The sequence below is a fragment of the Sandaracinus amylolyticus genome (genome assembly GCF_021631985.1).
Lineage (GTDB): Bacteria > Myxococcota_A > Polyangia > Polyangiales > Sandaracinaceae > Sandaracinus > Sandaracinus amylolyticus_A.
On the sequence record NZ_CP070225.1, the window covers coordinates 3,461,790 to 3,476,016 of the forward strand.

The following is a 14,227-nucleotide window of genomic DNA, read 5'->3' on the forward strand; positions in this document are numbered from 1 at the left end:
CGTCCCACGCTTGCGCCCCTCACGCGCATCGGGTAGGTACCGCGCTCGCAAAACCGCCTCTCTCCGCGGTTTTCCGTCTCTCCAGCGACGACACGATGAGCACCCTGCGCGCCGTCAAGGGAATGAACGACGTCCTCCCCGAGGCGATCGCGCGCTGGCATCGGGTCGAGCGCGCGTTCCGGGAGATCTCGACGCGCTACGGCTACACCGAGGTGCGCACGCCGATCGTCGAGCCCACGCAGCTCTTCGTGCGCTCGATCGGCGAGACCACCGACATCGTCGAGAAGGAGATGTACACCTTCGTCGACAAGGGCGACGACATGCTGACGCTGCGGCCCGAGGGCACCGCGTCGGCCGTGCGCGCCTACGTCGAGCACGCGGTGAACGGCCGCGAGCCGATCTCGAAGTGGTCGTACGTCGGCCCGATGTTCCGCCGCGAGCGCCCCGCGCGCGGTCGCTATCGCCAGTTCTGGCAGGCGGGCGTGGAGTGCTTCGGCGACGCGGGGCCCTTCGTCGACGCCGAGATGATCGACATGGTCGTCACCATGCTCGCGTCGCTCGGGGTGCAGGACCTCGAGGTCCTCGTGAACTCGCTCGGCTCGGGCGAGACGCGCGCGAAGTACAAGGACGCGCTCACCGCGTACCTCTCGCCGCACCGCGATCGTCTGAGCGAGGACTCGCAGCGTCGCCTCGGCACGAACCCGCTGCGCATCCTCGACAGCAAGAGCGAGGGTGACAAGGAGATCTGCGCGGGTGCGCCGAGCCTCCTCGAGTTCCTCGACGACGCCGATCGCACGCACTTCGAGGAGCTGCAGAAGTCGCTCGACGCCCTGGGCACGCGGTATCGCGTCGAGCCGAAGCTGGTGCGTGGCCTCGACTACTACTCGCGCACGCTCTTCGAGGTGCAGGGGCGCGGCGGCGAGCTCGGCGCGCAGAACACGATCTGCGGTGGTGGTCGCTACGACGGGCTCGTGAAGGAGCTCGGCGGCCCCGACGTGCCGTCGATCGGGTTCGCCGCGGGCATCGAGCGGATCTTGCTCGTGATGGGCGGCGAGGATCGCGCGCCGACGATCGACGTCGCGGTGGCGGTCGCGGACGCGGCGCTGCGCGTCGATGCCTCGGTGCTGCTGCGCGATCTGCGCGCCGCGGGTCTGGTCGCCGACGGCGATCTCCGCGGACAGTCGCTGAAGAGCCAGCTGCGTCGCGCGGACAAGCTCGGCGCGAAGGTGGTGCTGGTGCTCGGCCCTGCGGAGACGGAGCGCGGCGTCGTGCAGATGAAGGATCTCGCGGCGCACAGCTCGAACGAAGTGCCGCGCGCCGAGGTCGTCGCGCGCGTGCGCGATCGGGTGCGGGAGAGCGCGTGACCGACGCTGTGCGCGTCTCGCTCGCGGCGCTGAGCCGCGGCACAGGCCGGTGCTGCCGCCCAGGGCGAGCGCTGCTCGCGATCATGCTCGCGTGCGCGATGCTCTGCGTCCTTCCATGCGCACACGCGCAGGACGCGGGCGTCGACGAGCAAGAGCTCGAGGACGAGTCGGCGCTCGAAGAGGAAGAAGAAGCGCCCGCGTCCGAAGAGGACGAAGAGCCCGCCGCCGAAGAAGAAGGCGACGCGTACCGCGAGGCCTACGGCGACGAGGACGAGACCGCCGAGGGCGAAGAGGCTGCGGAAGGCGAAGAAGAAGCCGCCGAGGCCGAGGCCGAAGCGGAAGAGGAAGCGACCGAGACCGCCGAAGGCGACGACTCGATCCCCGAGCCGCACACGACGCGCTTCGTCAGCGAGCCGCCGATCCCCGCCGAGGGCGACTTCCAGCTCGCGATCCCGCCGGTGCTGGTCGAGCGTCGCGGCGGCATCGCGACCACCGCGGTCTTCCCGCTCTTCTATCTGCGCGAGTCACCCGACGCGTCGGAGCTCGTGATCCCGCCGATCTACCATCGCGAGGGCGTCGAGCAGGCCGACGTCGTGTTCCCCGCGTTCTGGTGGTTCCGCGGACCGCAGTGGCACACGCTGATCATCCCGCCGTTCTGGCACCACGACTCGCCCGAGGGCCACGACATCGGCGTCGCGCCGCTCTTCATGTCGGGGCGCCATCGGCAGTCGTACTACCACGTCATCCCGCCGCTCCTGACGGTCGGCTGGGGCGACGAGGACGAGGACTATCTCTTCGCCGGCGCGCTCTTCTATCGGCTGCGCATGCGCGACGAGGAGCGCTGGGGCGTCTTCCCGTTCCTCTGGTGGTACGACACGCCCAACGAGCAGTACCAGTTCGTCGCGCCGTTCGTGTTCCGCCATCGCAACGCGCGCAGCGAGCAGACGCTCACGATCGTCCCGCCGGGCTTGTTCTATCTGAGCGAGCAGCCGCGCGAGAGCTGGTGGGGCATCGCGGGCCTCCTCCATCACGACGAGGGCCCCGGCTTCCACTCCACGACGATCCCCCCGCTGCTCTTCCACTTCAGCGAGGATCCGAACGCGTTCCGCCTCACCACGCCGCTCTTCGCGTACTTCCGCGAGCGCGACTCGGAGACGCTCGTCACCTGGCTCTACCAGATGCATCGCGGCGCGACCGAGGCGGACATGGTCGCTCCGCTCTTCTTCTGGATCCGCGATCCGCGCGAGCGCAGCGAGACGCTGGTCATCCCGCCGCTGCTCTTCGCGCGGTGGTCGAGCCCCGCGTCGAGCAACACCATCGTCTTCCCGTTCTTCGCGCACTTCGACGAGTACGGCCGGCGCCAGACGTGGATCACGCCGCTCGTCGGCAACTCGCGCGACCTCGAGCACGGCGACGAGACCACGTGGATCGCGCCCACGATCCAGATCTCGCGGTGGCGCGACGGTGAGGCGTTCAACATCCACCCGCTCTGGTACTACGAGCACGTTCCGTCGCACCGCCACTACGTGTTCGCGCCGTTCTGGTTCGACTTCGAGCAGTACGAGCGCGGGGATCGCTACACCGTCGCGTTCCCGTTCTACTGGCGGTTCCGCGAGGGCGTGACCGAGACCCAGCTCTTCCTGAACACGTACTTCCGCCGTCGCGAGTGGCGCAACGAGGAGCGCTGGGAGTACGAGTTCCACTTCGCGCCGCTCTTCGACTACGGCCAGACCAGCGCGGGCGAGCACTGGTGGCGCGTGCTCTACGGCCTCGTCGGCTGGGAGCACCGCAATCGCCACGATCGGCTGTGGCTCTTCTACATCCCGATCGACTTCGGCCACGCGCCCATTCAGCCCGCCGAGCCGCGCACCGAGCCCGCGAGCGAGAGCGCGCTGTCGATCCCGACCTACACGCTGCAGTAGCCGCGCAGCGATCGATCCCGCCCCACGTGCTCGTGCGCGCTCAGCGCTTCGGCGTCGGCCCGCGCACCGGCGGGCGCTCGTCGTCGAGCGCCCGTTCCTCGTCGCGCGTCATCGGAGGCGGGGCCTCGCTCGGCGCGCTGGGCGCATCCCCGCCGCTCACGATGCTGACCCCACCCTGCGGCGCCGGCGCAGGCGCCGGCTCGCGCGGCGCGTACTCGCCCGGCGCGAAGTCCACGTAGGTGTAGTGATAGCCGTCGCCCGCGCCGCTCGAGACCTGCGGCGTCACCGCGGCCCGCATGTGCATCACGAGCACCATGTCGCGCCCGCGACGCTCGAGCCGCGCGCGCCGCACCGGCGTCTGGAAGTGCTGCGTCTCGAGCCAACGCGCCGAATTCGCGAGGTGGATCCCGGTGTTCGGGAACACGATCTCGACCCGCTCCGGCGTCGTGTGCACGCGCGTCGGGACCGCGGCCGTCGTCTGCACGAAGAAGCGCGAGCTCCCATCGGCCTGCATCTGGAACCCGGGCCACGTGAGGATCGCCGCCCGCGCCCGACGCCCCGCCGCGCGTCGCCCGAGACGCTCCGCCGCCGGCGGAGGCTGCGCCCCACCCGGCACGACGCCTTCATAGCCGGAGGACGGACGCTCCTGCGCACCCGACGCCGCCGGCACCACCAGCAGCAGCGCGCACGCGAGCGCGAGACGAAGGAGGCGTCGCACGAAACGATCGTAGGCGAGCGCTCACCATCGGCGCAAAGAACGTGCACCGGCGGCTGTTACAGTACGCGCCATGTCGGCCGACGCCGCGCTGCGGTGGACGTGGTGCGCGATCTACGGATTCGCGGCCGTGTACTACCTCGCGCTCTGGGCGCGGACGCATCGCCGCGATCCCGAGCACGCGTCGTACGCCTGCATCTGCGCCGGCCTCGCCATCCACGCGGCGGGCGCCGCGCTGCTCTCCGACGCCACCACGCTCGCCGAGGGCACGCTCGCGGTGCGCCTCCAGTACGCGGGCGCGCTCGCCGCCACCGCGTTCGTCGTCGACTTCACCTCGCACCTCGTCGAGCGACCACGCCGCCGCGTCGTGCTCGCCTCGTACGCGCTCGCGGGGATCGGCCTGCTCCTCGATCTCGCCGGGCGCCTCGTCGACCCCGCGCGATCCACGCTGCACGCGCCCCTGGCCCGCGATCTCCCGCGGGTCGCGATCGAGCCCTCGCTCCGCGTCGAGGGCGTCGTGGTGCTCACGATCAGCGTCACGTTCGGGCTCGTCGCGACATTCGCGCTCGGGCGCGCCGCGCGCCGCGACGCCGATGCGCGCCTCGTCCTCGCCGGCGTCGTGATCACGTTCGCCGCCGCGATCCACGACATCGTCGTGCACGGCCTCGGCCTCGGCACGGTCTACCTCGCCGAGCACGCCGGCCTCGCGCCCGCGATCGCCGTCGGCATCGTGCTCATGCGTCGCTTCGTGCGCGCGGCGCGCGAGCTCGAGCAGCGCACCGAGGAGCTCGCGCGCAGCTACGACGAGCTGCGCCAGACCCAGGAGGAGCTCGTGCGCAAGGAGCAGCTCGCCGCGGTCGGCGAGCTCTCCGCCGTCATCGCGCACGAGGTGCGCAACCCACTCGCGATCCTCAAGAACGCCGTCTCGAGCCTGCGCCGCCCCACGCTCACGCACGTCGATCGCGGCGTGCTCCTCTCGATCCTCGACGAGGAGACCGATCGCCTCAACCGCCTCGTCCGCGATCTCCTCGCGTACGCGCGCCCGGTCGCGCCCAAGGGCAGCTCGGTCGAGGTCGAGCCGCTGATCACCCGCGCGTTCGAGCTCGCGTGCGGCGGTCGGCGCGAGCACACCGAGGTGCACCTCGAGCTCGATCTCGAGGGCGCACCGCACGCGGTGCTGGGCGACGCCGAGCTCCTGCGCCACGCGATCGTGAACGTGATGGACAACGCGCTGCAGGCGATGGCCGGTCGGGGCCGGCTGCGCGTCGAGGCGACGCCCACCGCGCTCGACGCGCGCCCCGCCATCGCCCTCGCGTTCACCGACACCGGCGAGGGCATGGACACGCTGGTGCGCGCCAAGGCGCTCGATCCCTTCTTCACCACGCGCCCCGCGGGCACCGGCCTCGGCCTCGCGATCGTCGATCGCGTCGTGAAGAACCACGGCGGCACGCTCGGCATCGAGAGCGCGCCCGCCGCCGGCACCACCGTCACCCTCACGCTCCCGGCGGCGAGCTCATGATCCCGACGAGCGCCGTCGTCTGCTTCGCCACCGCGGGGATCTACCTCTTCGTCGCGCTGCACTTCGGCGGGCTCTGGGCGATGCGCCGCAACACGCGCGAGCACGGCCTCTTCTCGGTGCTCTGCGTGGTGCTCGCGGGGTTCGCGCTCGGCGTCGCGTGGCAGCGCACCACCGAGACCGTCGCGGAGGCGGTGCCCGCGCAGATGCTCATCTTCGCGTCGGTCTCGCTCGCGATGGCGGCCTACGCCGCGTTCTGCGAGCAGGTCGGCGGACGCTCGCTCGCCGTGCCCACGCCGAGCCCGGTCGAGCGCGTCGCGTGGGTCATGGGCGGCATCGGCGCGGCGATCACGCTCTCGGGTCTCTCGCTCGATCCCTCGGTGCCCTCGGCGCACTGGGACGGTCGCCTCACGTCGCACGGCGGACATGCCATCCCGCAGCTGCTCCCGCTCGGCTGGGCCGCGCTCGTCGGCGGGCTCGCGGCGACGAGCATCGCGGTCGCGCGGCTCGGTCGTCGTGCGATCGCGGATCGCGATCTGCGATCGACCTTCATCGCGGCGTGCCTGCCGCTGCTGGTCGGCATCGCCGACGCGGTGGAGCGCGCGTACGGCCCGGGCACGTCGATCGCGAGCGCGCTCGCGCCGCTCACTGCGGTCGTCGGCATCACGTGGGCGCTGCTCGGACGCATGGGGCGCGTGGAGACCGAGCTCGCGGCGCGCACCGAGGAGCTCGCGTCGAGCTACGACCGCGTGCGCGAGGCCCAGCAGGAGCTGGTGCGCAAGGAGCAGCTCGCTGCGGTCGGTGAGCTCTCCGCCGTCATCGCGCACGAGGTCCGCAACCCGCTCGCCGTCATCCGCAACGCGGTGTCGGGGCTGCGCCGTCCCGAGCTCAAGCCCGCCGACGTCGAGACGCTGCTCGTGATCCTCGACGAAGAAGCAGATCGTCTGAACCGCCTGGTGCAGGACCTCCTCGCCTACGCGCGCCCCGCCGAGCCCACGCCCGAGTCGATCGAGCTCCCGCGCATGCTCGAGCGCGCGGTCGAGCTCGCGCGCGAGGGCCAGTCGCACCGCAAGAACATCGAGTTCGATCTGCAGTTCGACGAGACGGTCTCGAGCATCGAGTGCGACGCCGCGCTCCTGCGCCACGCGCTGATCAACATCGCCGACAACGCGATCCAGGCGATGCCCGAGGGCGGCACGATCGCGGTCCGGGTGCGCGCCGCCGAGCTCGATGGTCGCCCCGCGGTCGCGATCGACTTCCACGACGAGGGCGAGGGGATGGACACGCTGGTGCGCAGCAAGGCGCGCGATCCCTTCTTCACCACGAGGCAGACCGGCACCGGCCTCGGCCTCGCGATCGTGGATCGCGTCGCGCGGGTGCACGGAGGTCGCGTCGAGATCGAGAGCCGCCACGGCCAGGGCACGACCGTGACCCTCGTGCTTCCGCGCCAGCGCGTGTCGCTCGCGCTCCCGGGCTCGTTCTCGTAACGCGTCACGTTCTGCGCGGCTGCGCGGTCCTCCGGTCATGAGACTCTTCGTGATCGGTGCGACCGGGAAGACCGGCCGCCACATCGTCGACCTCGCGCTCTCGCGAGGGCACACCGCGACCGCGTTCGTGCGCTCGCCCCACGCGCTCGAGGCGCGACCCGGCCTCGCGATCGTGAAGGGCGACCCGCTCGACGCGACCGAGATGGCCGCGGCGATGCCGGGGCACCACGCCGTGCTCTTCGCGATCGGCGCGCCGCCGCGCGAGGCGCTGCGCCCGAGCACGCTGATGGGCGAGGCCGGCGCGAGCACGGTCGCCGCGATGACCCGCAGCGGGCTCGCGCGGATCGCGCTCGTCTCGGCGGCGGTCCTCTTCGACGAGCCGGGCCTTCGCTTCGCGTTCTTCCGCTGGCTGCTCCAGCACCACGCGCGCGATCTCGGCGCGATGGAGGCGCTCGTCGCCGCGAGCGAGCTCGACTACACGATCGCGCGCCCGCCCCGGCTGGTCCGCTCGGACGAGACCGCGTATCGCGCGTCGGTGGGGCGCCTGCCCGAAGGCGGCTCGGTCCTCTCGTTCCGCGCGGTCGCGGCGTTCATGTTGGATGCCGTGGAGCGAGACGAGCACGTGCGCGAGACCGTCGGGATCGCGCGGTGAGCGACGAGGTGGACGACGATCTCGTCGCGTGGCGCGCGCGCCGGCCGCGCCTCGTCGCGCTCGCCTATCGCATGCTCGGGGATCTCGGGCGCGCCGAGGACCTCGTGCAGGACGCGTGGCTCCGCTGGCGCCATCGCACCGAGCGCGACGTGCCCGCCGATCGGTACCTCGTGACGATCGTGACGAGGCTCTGCCTCAACGAGCTCACGTCGGCGCGCGCCCGCCGCGAGGAGAGCCGCGGCGATCGCCTGCCCGAGCCGATCGATCTCGCCGCGAACGGGCTCGAGACGATCGAAGCGCAAGAGACGCTCTCGATGGCGTTCCTCGTCGTGGTCGCGCGGCTCACGCCCTCCGAGCGCGCGGTGCTGATCCTCCACGACGTGCTCGGGTTCTCGCACGAAGAGATCGCGGGCATCGTCGACAAGAGCGTGCCCGCGTGCCGCAAGCTCCTCGAGCGCGCGCGATCGAACCTCCGCACCGCGCGGCGCGAGCGCGAGGCATCGCGCGAGGAGCACGCACGCTTGCTCGACGCGTTCGCACGCGCGGCACGGCTCGGCGACGTCGACGCGCTCGTCGCGCTGCTGCGCGACGACGCGGTGATGATCACCGACGGCGGCGCGGCGGGCCGGCGCGGTCCCGGCATCCGCAACCTCGTGGTGCCGCTCCACGGTGCGGCGAACGTCGCGCGCTTCGTGGTCGTCGCGACGAAGCGCGGCCCCTCGGGGCTGACCATGGCCTCGCGCGAGCTCAACGGCGCGCCGGCGCTCGTGATCGAGCACGAAGGCGCGCCCTACGCCGTGCTCGCGGTGCACGTGGAGGACGGGCGCATCGCCGCGGTCTACTTCCACGCCGACGCGGCACGACTGGGTCACGTTCGCCGGCGCTCGCCGGTCTCTGGGACATGAGACCTCGCATCGTCTACTGGGTCAGCACCGGCATCATCGCGACGCTGATGCTCGTCAGCGCGCTCACGTTCGCGCTCGATCCGAGCCAGCGCGACGCATTCGCGCACCTCGGCCTGCCCGACTGGTTCCGCATCGAGCTCACCGTGGCGAAGCTCCTCGGCGTCGTCGCGCTGGTGCTCCCGAGCACGCCGAGCGTGATCCGACAGTTCGCCTACTTCGGGTTCGGCCTCACGATCGTGTCGGCCGACATCGCGCACCTCTCGAGCGGCGATCCCGCGTGGCTCGTGATCCCCCACGCGTTCTTCCTCGCGATGCTCGTCGTGTCGTATCGGACGTTCCACGCGGGTGCGAGGGGCTGAGCGCCGGTCGACCACCGAGCGCGACGCGGACTTCCTCGGTGCGGTCCCGGGGATCACACCGAGCGCTCGCGAGGACCGCTCGGTGGTCGACCGAGGACCACTCGGTGGTCGAGCTGGGACCACTCGGTGGTCGAGCCAGGACCACTCGGAGCAGTCCCACGGACCGCACCGACCTCCTAGCTCGCAGACGGTCGGCGGGATCGCGGGAAAACCGTTGCAAAACGCGCGATCTACGGGTCGCGATCGACGAAGATCGGGCTCGACCAGGCCATCTCTCCGTCGTCCTGCACGACTTTCGCGTACGCCCAGCCCGACTCGAGCTCGCACTCGACGCCCGCGCGCTCGTTCTCACCGCGCGAGGTCGCGATCACCCCGCTCGCGCTCACGATCGAGAGCTCGCGGATCGAGCTGGTGCCGATCGCCTCGGCCTCGATCCGCACCGGCGCGCTCGCGCGGACCTCGCTGCCCATCGGGAGCGAGCCGTTCGCGATCACGTCGAGCAGGATCGGCACGCCGCTCGTCGCGTAGCAGCGTCGCTCGCGCATCGCGTCGAGGATCGCTTCGCGCGTTCGCGCCTTCGCCTGCACCGCGGTGAGCCCGGTGCGGAAGGGATCGCGCTTGCGCGCGACGCCGTGGTGCCAGAGCAGGCCGTGTCCGTCGCTGCACGCGATGAAGCCGAAGCGATGGCCGCGTCGCAGCACCTCCTCGACCATCTGATCGCGCAGATCGCCGCGCCCGCCGAGCGGATGATCGGCGGTCAGATAGCAGCCGTGGCAGGAGCAGATCTCCCAGACCGGCTGGCCCTCGGGATCGTGCGCGCCCTCGTCGGCGCCGGTCCATCCGACGTGGTGCGGCACCGCGAAGCCGCCGAGCGCCTTCACCGCGTCGACGAGCGCCTTGCCCTCGGGCACGACGTCGCGCGAGACGATCGGCAGGCCGGTGCGCGGCAGGTACACGACCTTGTGCCCGGGGCCCGGAAAACGTCGGCCGGTCCACTCGTACGCGATCAGCGTCGCGAACGATCCGGGATCGTCGTGGCGATCGGCGACCGACTGCAGGTAGCCCCACTCGCCGGGCCCGATGCGCTTGCCGAGGAACGACTCGTGATCGGTGAGCGCGACGAAGTCGTCGCCGTAGCCGTAGCGCGCGCGGAGGTAGGGCTCGTCGGCGACGCCGCAGCCGTCCGAGTGCGCGCTGTGCTGGTGGATGTCGCCGAAGAGCGTGGCGCGCGACCAGCGCGCGGCGGGATCGGGCGCGTCGGGGCGACGCGGCGCATCGCGACGCGGTCGTGATCCCTCGTGCACCACGCGCGCGGGCACGAGCGCGGGACGTCCGCCGCGCGGTGCGTCGATCGCCTCGATCACGATCCCCTGCTTCTCGCGTCGCGCGGTGAGCGCGCGACCATCGCCGATCGCGCGCACGGCGACGCGACGGCCGCGACAGCCCCAGCCCTCGTCGGCGCCGAGCGCGACGCGCGCGCTCCAGCCCTGAGCGTCGAGGTCTTGGCGGTAGAAGCAATGCGAGCCGCGGCCGAAGAGCGCGATCGCGCCGTCGTGACCGACGAGGATCGAGGGGAGCTCGAAGCCCTGCTCCTCGCCCTCGCGATCCCGATCGCGCTCGCGCATCGGCGCGGCGGGCTCGAGCACGTCGCCGTCGCGCGTCACGAAGCGCAGCGCGATCCACTTCACCACGTCGGGCGCGCCGTCGTCCTCGCGGAGGTCGTGGTGGAACGCGATCCACGCGCCGTCGTGGGTCGCGGCGATCGCGGGCGCGGCGACGATGGCGCTCGCCTCCCACACGATCACCGGGCCGCGGGTCGCGCCTTCGACGACGACGCGGCCGCGCGCGCCCTCGCGCACGATGCGCACGCGCCACACGCCGTCGCGCGCCTCGTCCTCGCTGCTCGGTGCGTCGGCCACGCGCGGAGACGACGCGTCGTGGGTCAGACCGGGCAGCGCGCTCGCGCGAAGCAGCTCGCGCGGCTCGGAAGCGAGCTCGCCCTGTGCATCGAGCGAGACCACGACGTGCGCCTCGCCCTGCTCGTCCCAGCGCAGCACGTGCAGGTCGGCGACGGTGCTCGTGCCCGGCGCGACCAGCCGCGGATCGCGGAGATAACGTCCCTCGCCGTGCGTCCAGAGGGCCATGCGTCTCCGATGTCACGCGCGCCCGAGCACGTCCACTTCTCCGTCAGGTCGCGCGATCGGATCGTGGTACACCGAGGGCCCCATGTCGGCGGACGCGATCGACGACGCGCTGCAGGTGCTGCTCGGACGCCCCGAGGGAACGCCGCCGCTCGCCGCGCTGCGCATTCGTCCCGCGACCGCCGAGGAGCTGCGCGAGGGCACGACCGGTGAGGTGGTGCTCGGGGAGAGCCTCGCGGCGGACACGCTCGCGCCGATCGAGGGTGGGCTCTTCTGCGAGCGCATCTTCGGCTCGCTGGGCGCGACCGAGCCGACACGAGAGGCGTACCTGCGCGTGCTCGAGCCGCCGCTGATCCGCGCGCGCGAGGACGACGTGCTGCCGCCGCGCGAGCGCCTCGAGCGCTTCGGTCGGATCACGCTCGCAGAGCCGATCGATCATCCGCTGCTCACGCGCGCGTCGTGGACCGAGCTGCTGGGCGAGGCGGGGCTCGAGTCGTGGCCGATCGAGGTGCTCCCGGTGCTGCCGCCCGACCTGCGCGCGGTGGTGCCGGTCGAGGGCGGCGAGCGGATGCGCTTCGCGGTGAGCGACCTGCACGAGCTCTATCGCGAGGTGATCCAGGCGAACGCGAGGCTCGCGCGCGTGAAGCAGCTGCGGGTGCCGCCGAGCGTGCTCGAGGTCGAGCAGGGACGGCTCGCGATCGCGATCGCGCAGCTCTTCGACAACGCGTCGACGACGACGCCGAAGCTCGGCCCCGCGGGGCGCCCGCTGGTGGGCATCCTCGGGATGCTCGCGCATCCGGCGCGACCGCTGTGGGGCACGCTCGCGGAGCTCGACGGAATGGTCGCGCGCGGCGTGGTGCGGACGTTGGCGCCGCCGCTCGCGAAGCGGAGCCTGCTGGTGTTGTGGCAGCTTCGGGCGCTCGCTGTGGCGATCGACATCGTGGGGGAGCCGCCTAGCGACTCTGGGGTGGCCACGGTGCACTGAGGAGGCCGCGCGCGGAGAGGCTTCGGTGTGGGTGCGGCCCTCAACGCCGCGAGACCCGAGCAGGCCGAGCAATCAGATAGCCCTGCCCCAGCTCGCACCCGATCTCGAGACACACGTCCCGCTCGCCCTGCGTCTCGATCCCCTCCGCGAGCACCCGGATCCCGAGGTCGCGCATCACTCGCGTCAGCGCCGCCACGAGATCACGGCGCGCCGGGCTCTGATCGATGTCGCGCACCAGCGAGAGATCGAGCTTGATGAAGTCCGGCGGCACCTCCGCCAGCTCGCGCAAGCGCGACTGACCCGCGCCGAAGTCGTCGTACGCGATCTCGATCGCGCGCTCGCGCAATCGCTCGCGCAGCCGGCCCATCGCCGCGAGATCGGTGATCGTGCTCTCGTGCACCTCGATCACCGTGAGGCGCCCCTGGCCCACGCGCTGCGAGGCCTCCGCGAGCGCGTCGATCAACGTGTCGTCCTCGAGCTCCGCGGGATGCACGTTGAGGAAGAAGCGCAGCCCCTCGCCCGCGAGCAGCGGCGCGTCCGCGAGCTGCACCTCGCGCAGGAGACGGCTCAGCTCCGCCGCGCGGCCCTGGGCCTCGGCGCTGCGGAAGAGCTCGCCGATCGAGCGTGGCGGCTCACCGATCTCCCTCGGCACGTCGCAGCGACCGAGGCACTCGTAGCCGCGCAGCGCGCCCGTCGCGAGATCGACGATCGGCTGGAAGACCGCGTGGACTCGACGCTGCGAGATCGCGAGCGCGAGGTCGCGCACGCCCACGAGATCGCCGCCGCTCGTGCCCAGCACGGTCGCGTCGTCGCGCTGCGCGCTCGGGCGCCCGAGGTGGAACGAGAACGCGCGATTCGCGACGTGCACCACGTCGCCGGGGCGCAGCCGTCGCGGCTCGGTCACCCGCTCGCCGTTGACGAACGTGCCGTTGCGGCTGCCGAGATCGCGCACGACCCACGTGTTGCGGCGACGATCGATCTCCGCGTGCTCCTTCGAGACGCGCGTCGAGTGGATCACGAAGTCGGCCTCGGCCGCGCGCCCGATGCGGAACGGCAGCCGCTCGAGCGTGATGCGGATCGGGTCCTCGTCCTCCGCGGCGCGGTGCTCGAGCCAGGGCACCGATTCGCCCGCGTCGTCCGCCTCAGCGTCGCTCACGCGGCCCATTCTAGTGCGTTTTCCTGGTGGACGTCGCCATCGTGCCTCGCCCCGACACCCAGGTCGGATGGATGCGTAGGGGACCGCCGCGCACCCGCAGCCACGCGAGCGTGAGCACGATGCCGAGCACCATCGCGCCGAGCCCCTCGAGACCGGCCTCGGGCCCGAACGCGCCGCCGGTCGCGATGTCCGGCCCGAGCTCGTCGCGCCGCAGCAGCGCGCCCTCGTCGAGCCACGTCTGCCCGCTCACCTGCATGCCGAAGAGGTTCTGGAACAGGTTCCACCCGAGGTGCGCGCCGATCGGGATCGCGAGATCGCCCTGCACCACGAGCCCGAGCACGAGGAAGAGCCCGCCGAACGCGATGTACGCGGTCGCGATCACGCTCGCGTTGGGGTTCATCGCGTGCGCGACGCCGAAGACGAGCGACGAGATCACGACCGCGATCGTGATCGCGACGTCGGGGCGCATCGCGCGCGGCAACATCTCGCGCAGGTTCGGCACCGGGTAGCCGCGGAACACGATCTCCTCGATCAGCGCGACCGCGACGAACACGGTGAGCGTCGAGCCGAACGCGGGCGCGGCCGCGACGAGCGCCTCGTCGCTCTCGTGGCGAAGCGCGTAGGCGCCCCACCCGAGCGCGACCTCGAGCACCGCGATCGCGCCCATGCAGATCGCACCGAGCACCACGCCGAAGAGCAGATCGACGAGGTACCCGGGGCGTGGCGAGATCCCGAGCGCGCGAACCGGACGTCGATCGAGGGCCCACGCGCAGAACGCGCCGACCGCGATCACGCCGAGCACCTGGGTGCCGAACCCCACCGCGCGCGCACCGAGCGAGCCGCCGAGCCACGACCCGAGCGTCCCCGTCGCGACGAGCACCACGAGCACGAGCGCGGTGAAGATCGCGAGGCGCACCAGCGCACGCAGACGTCGCTCTTCCGCGTTCCAGATCGGCCAGGCCGCACGCGCGAGGAAGGACACGCGCGCGAGCATAGACCCGCGCGGCCCGATCGACCCGTGCGCG

12 protein-coding genes are annotated in these 14,227 nt (G+C 72.0%); 8 read left to right on the plus strand and 4 right to left on the minus strand.

All coding sequences use genetic code 11. The features are described from left to right. Positions 1-122 precede the first annotated feature (122 nt). Together hisS and I5071_RS14340 are read left to right on the plus strand one after the other, a co-directional pair. Positions 123-1,364: a histidine--tRNA ligase gene (gene hisS, locus I5071_RS14335; protein WP_236606011.1), complete on the plus strand. Its 1,242-nt coding sequence runs from the start codon at positions 123-125 to the stop codon at positions 1,362-1,364. Then, complete coding sequence (locus I5071_RS14340; protein ID WP_236606012.1) at positions 1,361-3,286, plus strand: hypothetical protein; 1,926 nt, start codon at positions 1,361-1,363, stop codon at positions 3,284-3,286. Before hisS ends, I5071_RS14340 begins: the two co-directional genes overlap by 4 nt. A gap of 40 nt (positions 3,287-3,326) precedes the next feature. Here I5071_RS14340 and I5071_RS14345 read toward each other — a convergent pair whose 3' ends face one another. Continuing rightward, a complete protein-coding gene (locus tag I5071_RS14345; RefSeq protein ID WP_236606013.1) occupies positions 3,327-4,004 on the minus strand; it encodes a hypothetical protein in 678 nt (225 codons plus the stop codon). A gap of 70 nt (positions 4,005-4,074) precedes the next feature. Between I5071_RS14345 and I5071_RS14350 the strand changes: the two genes are divergently transcribed. The 5 genes from I5071_RS14350 to I5071_RS14370 are packed head-to-tail and all read left to right on the plus strand — an operon-like array spanning position 4,075 to position 8,920. Continuing rightward, entirely contained in the window at positions 4,075-5,520 is a 1,446-nt protein-coding gene (locus I5071_RS14350) for an ATP-binding protein (RefSeq protein WP_236606014.1), read from the plus strand. After that, complete coding sequence (locus tag I5071_RS14355; RefSeq protein WP_236606015.1) at positions 5,517-7,004, plus strand: two-component system sensor histidine kinase NtrB; 1,488 nt, start codon at positions 5,517-5,519, stop codon at positions 7,002-7,004. Before I5071_RS14350 ends, I5071_RS14355 begins: the two co-directional genes overlap by 4 nt. Before the next feature lie 37 nt (positions 7,005-7,041). After that, positions 7,042-7,656 (plus strand): NAD(P)-dependent oxidoreductase, encoded by a 615-nt coding sequence (locus I5071_RS14360; RefSeq protein ID WP_236606016.1) that lies wholly within the window; start codon positions 7,042-7,044, stop codon positions 7,654-7,656. Beyond that, entirely contained in the window at positions 7,653-8,561 is a 909-nt protein-coding gene (locus I5071_RS14365; RefSeq protein WP_236606017.1) for a sigma-70 family RNA polymerase sigma factor, read from the plus strand. The genes I5071_RS14360 and I5071_RS14365 overlap by 4 nt, the downstream gene beginning before the upstream one ends. After that, the gene (locus I5071_RS14370; RefSeq protein WP_236606018.1) at positions 8,558-8,920 is read left to right on the plus strand and encodes a DoxX family protein; all 363 of its coding nucleotides are present in this window, start codon (positions 8,558-8,560) and stop codon (positions 8,918-8,920) included. Before I5071_RS14365 ends, I5071_RS14370 begins: the two co-directional genes overlap by 4 nt. Before the next feature lie 230 nt (positions 8,921-9,150). Here the strand turns inward: I5071_RS14370 and I5071_RS14375 are convergent, their stop codons facing one another. Beyond that, positions 9,151-11,064: a CehA/McbA family metallohydrolase gene (locus tag I5071_RS14375; protein WP_236606019.1), complete on the minus strand. Its 1,914-nt coding sequence runs from the start codon at positions 11,062-11,064 to the stop codon at positions 9,151-9,153. 82 nt (positions 11,065-11,146) lie between these two features. Between I5071_RS14375 and I5071_RS14380 the strand changes: the two genes are divergently transcribed. Beyond that, positions 11,147-12,046 (plus strand): hypothetical protein, encoded by a 900-nt coding sequence (locus tag I5071_RS14380; RefSeq protein WP_236606020.1) that lies wholly within the window; start codon positions 11,147-11,149, stop codon positions 12,044-12,046. 40 nt (positions 12,047-12,086) lie between these two features. Here the strand turns inward: I5071_RS14380 and I5071_RS14385 are convergent, their stop codons facing one another. Together I5071_RS14385 and I5071_RS14390 are read right to left on the minus strand one after the other, a co-directional pair. Then, on the minus strand, positions 12,087-13,202 hold the full coding sequence (locus tag I5071_RS14385) for an EAL domain-containing protein (RefSeq protein ID WP_236606021.1): 1,116 nt from the start codon (positions 13,200-13,202) through the stop codon (positions 12,087-12,089). Positions 13,203-13,212: 10 nt separating this feature from the next. Further along, positions 13,213-14,184 carry a CPBP family intramembrane glutamic endopeptidase gene (locus I5071_RS14390; protein ID WP_236606022.1) on the minus strand — a complete coding sequence of 324 codons (972 nt, stop codon included), beginning with the start codon at positions 14,182-14,184 and terminating at the stop codon, positions 13,213-13,215. Positions 14,185-14,227: the final 43 nt, after the last annotated feature.